Origin of the sequence: Shewanella inventionis (assembly GCF_014641855.1) — a bacterium.
In the GTDB taxonomy this organism is placed as follows: Bacteria; Pseudomonadota; Gammaproteobacteria; order Enterobacterales; family Shewanellaceae; genus Shewanella; species Shewanella inventionis.
This window is the reverse complement of the sequence record NZ_BMII01000051.1, coordinates 13,364-19,144: the sequence shown is the minus strand read 5'-3', so window position 1 is coordinate 19,144 and position 5,781 is coordinate 13,364. Positions and strand designations below refer to the sequence as shown.

3 protein-coding genes are annotated in these 5,781 nt (G+C 47.5%); all 3 read left to right on the top strand.

Annotation, left to right across the window (positions count from 1 at the left end; translation table 11 throughout):
• Positions 1–285 precede the first annotated feature (285 nt).
• Complete coding sequence (locus IEW93_RS20160) at positions 286–579, top strand: reverse transcriptase family protein (RefSeq protein ID WP_229706728.1); 294 nt, start codon at positions 286–288, stop codon at positions 577–579.
• Between the two features lie 82 nt (positions 580–661).
• Positions 662–844 carry a hypothetical protein gene (locus IEW93_RS20155; RefSeq protein ID WP_428847858.1) on the top strand — a complete coding sequence of 61 codons (183 nt, stop codon included), beginning with the start codon at positions 662–664 and terminating at the stop codon, positions 842–844.
• 751 nt (positions 845–1,595) lie between these two features.
• Positions 1,596–5,781 (top strand): beta strand repeat-containing protein (locus IEW93_RS20150; protein ID WP_188741022.1); only part of this gene is annotated, 4,186 nt, incomplete at its 3' end.

The window sequence follows — 5,781 nt, the reverse complement described above, 5'->3', positions numbered from 1 at the left end:
GCCACTGTTCAAAGTTAGCGAGGGTGTTAAGGAGTTTATCTGGCATCATTGTGACCGGGTTGATTTAGTTACAATGATTAAATCAGGTTAATTGAAATAAGTTGAGCTACGCTGCCGTAAGCTCACGGAGGTAGAGTAACGCAGGAGCAGTTGCCGAGTAGCCCAACGCCCATCGTAATGGTTGGGATATGGTGAAGGCCTGAACATTTAGAAGAAGGATGAGTCTTGTCAAACTTCTCGATACCCACTACGTCGCCAGACGATTACTATTAGCAGCGTATTGATATGCAACCGGCCTTCAACAGCGATTTATTCCAACAACTCCTCGAACCTGAAAATCTACACCGAGCTTGGCGTCAAGTTAAAGCCAATAAAGGCGCGGCGGGCATCGATTGCATGACCATCGAAGCCTTCCCGCTCTGGATGCAACAAGGCGGCTGGCAACAGTGTAAATCTCAATTAGAGCGAGGTGAATACCAACCCTCAGCGGTCAGGCGGGTGGAGATCGACAAACCTGATGGCGGTAAACGCAAATTGGGGATCCCGAACGTCATTGACCGTGTGAAGCCCTGCTTATGACTTTGTTTCAACCATTCCCTATATCCCTGATGATAGTGCGTCGCTCACGGTTAGCCGTAGCAAAAAATTCAGCGATTTCACGTTGGATGAGTTGTCACACTTAGCCGCTAAGGCCATGCTGCCAAAAAAATTGGTGTTAGATACTGCCAAGCAAACCGTAACAGGCTTTCATGAGATTTGGGCGAGAGAAAAAGCGCATTTACCACTTACCAAGTCGATGATTGAAGCAATCGAGAGACACTTACTAAGCATACCGCTACGCTAAAATGAGAACAGACCAGAGCATCGATTGTTAAGCAAACTATTCTGAGCATACTGTGATCTAGGGAGTTGTACGCTACAAGGCGTGACATAAATGCGTAAAAAGTATCCAATGGCAAGTATGCAAATTAATGAGTGCAGCCGTCATATTGATAAAGAAGCGATTAAAGGAAAGCTAATTGATGAAAGTCTACTATATTGTAGATATAATCTAATGTATGTTTTTTGTTTCTAAATAGTTGTGTACTTGTTTTTATTAAGTTGTGTCGTTTTACAAGGTTAATTGCGTTTGCAAATACTAGACAGACGATAACAAAGGACTTGTTACCGTAAAAATCTATGGATAGAAATAATGCCAGCTTTATTTCTTAGCGAGGTCCGTATGTTAATGGGTGATTTTTTCTTAGTGGATTGGTCGCGTTGTCATTAACAGTTATTTCCTATTCGGATGAACCAAACACTGTTTGCTGTAATAGTCTTCATCTATGGTGGTGGCTTGACTGCTGAGGTGTTGGAAAGCACAGCGATTCTGAATAGGTAACATAAATGCCAGTAAATGTAGAAGGAAATACTGGTATTGCTGAATATTGTTAAACGGCGTCCTGTTTTTGCAGTTATTTTTATTATTGCTCTTGAGGGCCTTTTCCCTTTACGTAATTAAATCTCAAACAATGAGGTTTAAATCTGTAAGTGAAAAAGCGCGCAGGTGTTGTGTGCTACTTGTATTTAAAACAAGCTAATTTAGGGGATATGTAATGCTGCAAGATGCTTATAAAATAATTCACGCTTTTAAGAATATTATGACTAGATTCTGGCATTCTTATTTGAAAATTTCCATTGTAGGCAGTTTTCTTGCGATGACCTCCCTCTATGCTAGCGCACAAAACAGTTCTTTTGACTTTACAACTGGTGATATCGTAACGCTGACAAATGCGGGCTCTGCGTTATCGAATCGAACAACATTTACACTGGAGTTTTGGGCTAAATTTAATAACGTCAGTGGGACCATCAATTTAGTGGATTTCACTGGCAGTGCTGATGCCGGTGGCCTCATATTGAACTCAGGTAAACTAACTGTCGATCTTGAGTGTGATTTTGGCTGCCTGACAGAAAGTAATATGTTGTCGTTAGGCACAGGAACCTGGTATCACATTGCAGTTGTATTTGATAATGGAACTTGGGATTTTTATGTTGATGGCGTCGCACAGGGAATAAACGTTTTAGATCAAGGCGCCCGTAGTAGCGTTCCTAATTATACGGGATTTGGAGTGACCAATCTTGTGTTTGGGTTGCAGAACCACTTCGCGGTAGATGATTTCGTCGGTGGTATCGATGATATTCGTATGTGGAGTAGTGCGCGCACGCAAGTGCAGATTCAAAATAACCGCAGTATCGAGTTGGTAGGCAATGAATCCGGCCTGCTGGGGTATTGGAAGCTGAATGAAGCCAGCGGTGCGACAGTCAACGATAGCCAGACTAATTCCTCCATGTTAACAGGTACCAGCAGCGGTATCGGCTATAACGCAACCGGTGCATTTGTTACCGATTCTGTCTCCCCAACAGTAAGTTCTATTACAGCCAGCACCGCAAACGGTACTTACAAAGTTGGTGATGTTATTAGTGTTCAGGTGAATTTTGATGAAGCCGTATTTGTTACTGGTACACCTCAGCTCACACTTGAAACTGGCACCACTGATCGCAGTATTAACTACGTCAGCGGTAGCAGCTCCAGTACTTTGACATTCAGTTACACCGTTCAGTCTGGCTATACTTCGGCCGATTTAGATTATGTTGCGACCAATTCGCTGATGCTAAATAGTGGCACTATTCGTGACGCGGCAAGTAACAACGCCACCTTGACCTTACCCTCTCCCGGTGCCGCAAACTCTTTGGGGGCGAATAAAAATATCGTTGTCGATGGCGTGGTCCCGACAGTGTCATCGGTTACCGCCAGTACCGCGAATGGCACCTACAAACCGGACGATGTTATTAGTATTCAAGTTAACTTTAGCGAAGTTGTGAGCGTCACTGGTACCCCGCAACTAACGCTGGAGACGGGTACAACGGACAGAACTATTGACTACGCAAGTGGTAGTGGTTCTAGTTCGCTGACATTCAACTACACCATTCAGTCTGGCGATACGTCTAGTGACCTAGATTATGTCGCCACTAACTCTTTGGCATTGAATAGCGGAACCATCCGCGATGCCGCTACTAATAATGCTACCCTTACATTGGCTTCGCCTGGTGCCGCTAATTCACTGGGCAATAATAAAGCGCTGGTAGTTGACGGCGTTGTGCCCTCTGTAATAAGTATCGCACCCGTGGGTGGCGCAGTATCAACAGATAGCATTGTTGATTTCACCGTTAACTTTGGCGAATCAGTCAACAACATTTCTACCGATGATTTCTCTCTTGACACTACAGGTAGCGCGGCTGGCACTATAGTCAGCGTCTCCGTGAGTTCAGGCTCCAGTGTGACGGTGAGAGTGAGCGGTATTACGGGTAATGGCTCCATCAAGCTCAACCTGAATGCATCGACCAATATCAGTGATGCAGCGGGTAACGTTGGCCCTGCAGCCTATACCAGTGGCTCAACTCATACCGTGGCTATCCCGACAGCCCCTGATGCTCCTACCATAGGCACTGCAACAGCAGGGGATAAGCAAGCTAGCGTGAGTTTTACCGCCCCAACGAGTACTGGTGGCTCAGCGATTACGTCTTATACCTTGACTTCAAGTCCAGGTAGTTTTACGGCCAGTGGCACAAGCTCTCCGCTAACGGTAATGGGCCTGACCAATGGTGTTGCTTACACTTTTACGGTTACGGCAACCAACTCGACGGGCACTAGCTCTGCATCAAGTGCTTCAAATTCAGTGATCCCCAAAGTTAATCAGACAATTACTTTTGCTAATCCGGGGGCGCAAAATTTTGATACTAGTCCCACGTTAACTGCAACATCAGATTCATCGTTAGCAGTCAGTTTTAGTTCATCGACACCAGCTGTTTGTACAATTACGAGCAGTGGAGCTCTGACCTTTGTGTCAACTGGTATCTGCACCATAGATACAGATCAGTCAGGTGATATTGCCACTAATGCCGCCACTACAGTGACACAGTCGTTTAGTGTGAATCCGGTAGTTGCAGGTTCGCCGGTTATTGGCAGCGCAACCGCAGGTGATACGCAAGCGAGCGTGAGTTTCACAGCCCCAGCCAACAACGGTGGCGCAGCGATTACGGCTTATACCGTGACCTCAAGCCCAGGCGGTTTTACGGCCAGTGGCACCAGCTCACCGCTAACGGTATTGGGCCTGACTAATGGCACCGAGTACAGTTTTAGTGTGACCGCAACAAATTCAGCAGGCACAGGCTTGGCCTCAAGTGCATCCAATAGCGTGACACCGATGGCTGCGCAAATCATTACTTTTAGCAATCCTGGTAGCCAAAGCTTTGGTACCACACCAACACTATCAGCAAGCTCAACTTCTGGGCTTACACCGACTTTTACCTCATCCACTACTGGCGTATGTAGTATCACCTCTGGCGGCGCTTTAAGTTTTGTTACCTCGGGAACTTGTACTATTAGTGCCGATCAAGCAGGTAATGCGGCTTATTCCGCTGCAGCGCAGGTGAGTCAGAGTTTCTCTGTAAATGCGGTAGTTGCAGGTTCGCCTGTTATTGGCAGCGCAACCGCAGGTGATACGCAAGCGAGCGTGAGTTTCACAGCCCCAGCCAACAACGGTGGCGCAGCGATTACGGCTTATACCGTGACCTCAAGCCCAGGCGGTTTTACGGCTAGCGGCGCAGGTTCACCACTAACGGTATTGGGCCTGACTAATGGCACCGAATACAGTTTTAGTGTGACCGCAACAAATTCAGCAGGTACAGGCTTGGCCTCAAGTGCATCCAATAGCGTGACACCGATGGCTGCGCAAATTATTACCTTTAGCAATCCTGGTAGCCAAAGTTTTGGTACCACACCAACACTATCAGCAAGCTCAACTTCTGGGCTTACACCGACTTTTACCTCATCCACTACTGGCGTATGTAGTATCACCTCTGGCGGCGCTTTAAGCTTTGTTACCTCGGGAACTTGTACTATTAGTGCCGATCAAGCAGGTAATGCGGCTTATTCAGCAGCAGCGCAGGTGAGTCAGACGTTTGATGTGAATGCCGTTGTTGCGGGCGCGCCGGTTATTGGCAGCGCAACAGCAGGTGATGCTCAGGCAAGCGTGAGCTTTACGGCGCCAGCCAATAATGGTGGCTCAGCAATTACGTCTTACACTGTGACCTCAAGCCCTGATGGTTTGACTGCAACTGGCACCAGTTCACCGCTAACGGTAACGGGCTTGACCAATGGTACGGCTTACACCTTCAGTGTGACCGCCACCAACAGTGCAGGGACCAGTAGTAGTTCAAGTGCCTCTAACAGCGTGACGCCGATAGGGTCGCAAACCATAACGTTCACCAACCCCGGTGCGCAAAATATCGGTACCAGCCCAACCTTAACGGCGAGTACCAGCTCAGGCTTAGCGCCAAGCTTTACCTCGTCGACGACAGATGTGTGTACAGTGACCAGTGGTGGCGTGTTGAGTTTTGTCACAACAGGAAGCTGTACGATTAATGCCGATCAGGCAGGTAATGCGGCTTATTCAGCTGCAGCGCAGGTGAGTCAGACGTTTGATGTGAATGCCGTTGTTGCGGGCGCGCCGGTTATTGGCAGCGCGACAGCAGGTGATGCTCAGGCAAGCGTGAGTTTCAGCGCTCCAGCCAACAACGGTGGCTCAGCAATTACGGCTTATACCGTGACATCGAGCCCTGATGGTTTGACTGCAACTGGCACCAGTTCACCGCTAACGGTAACGGGCTTGACCAATGGTACGGCTTACACCTTCAGTGTGACTGCCACTAACAGTGCGGGTAACAGTAGTAGTTCAAGTG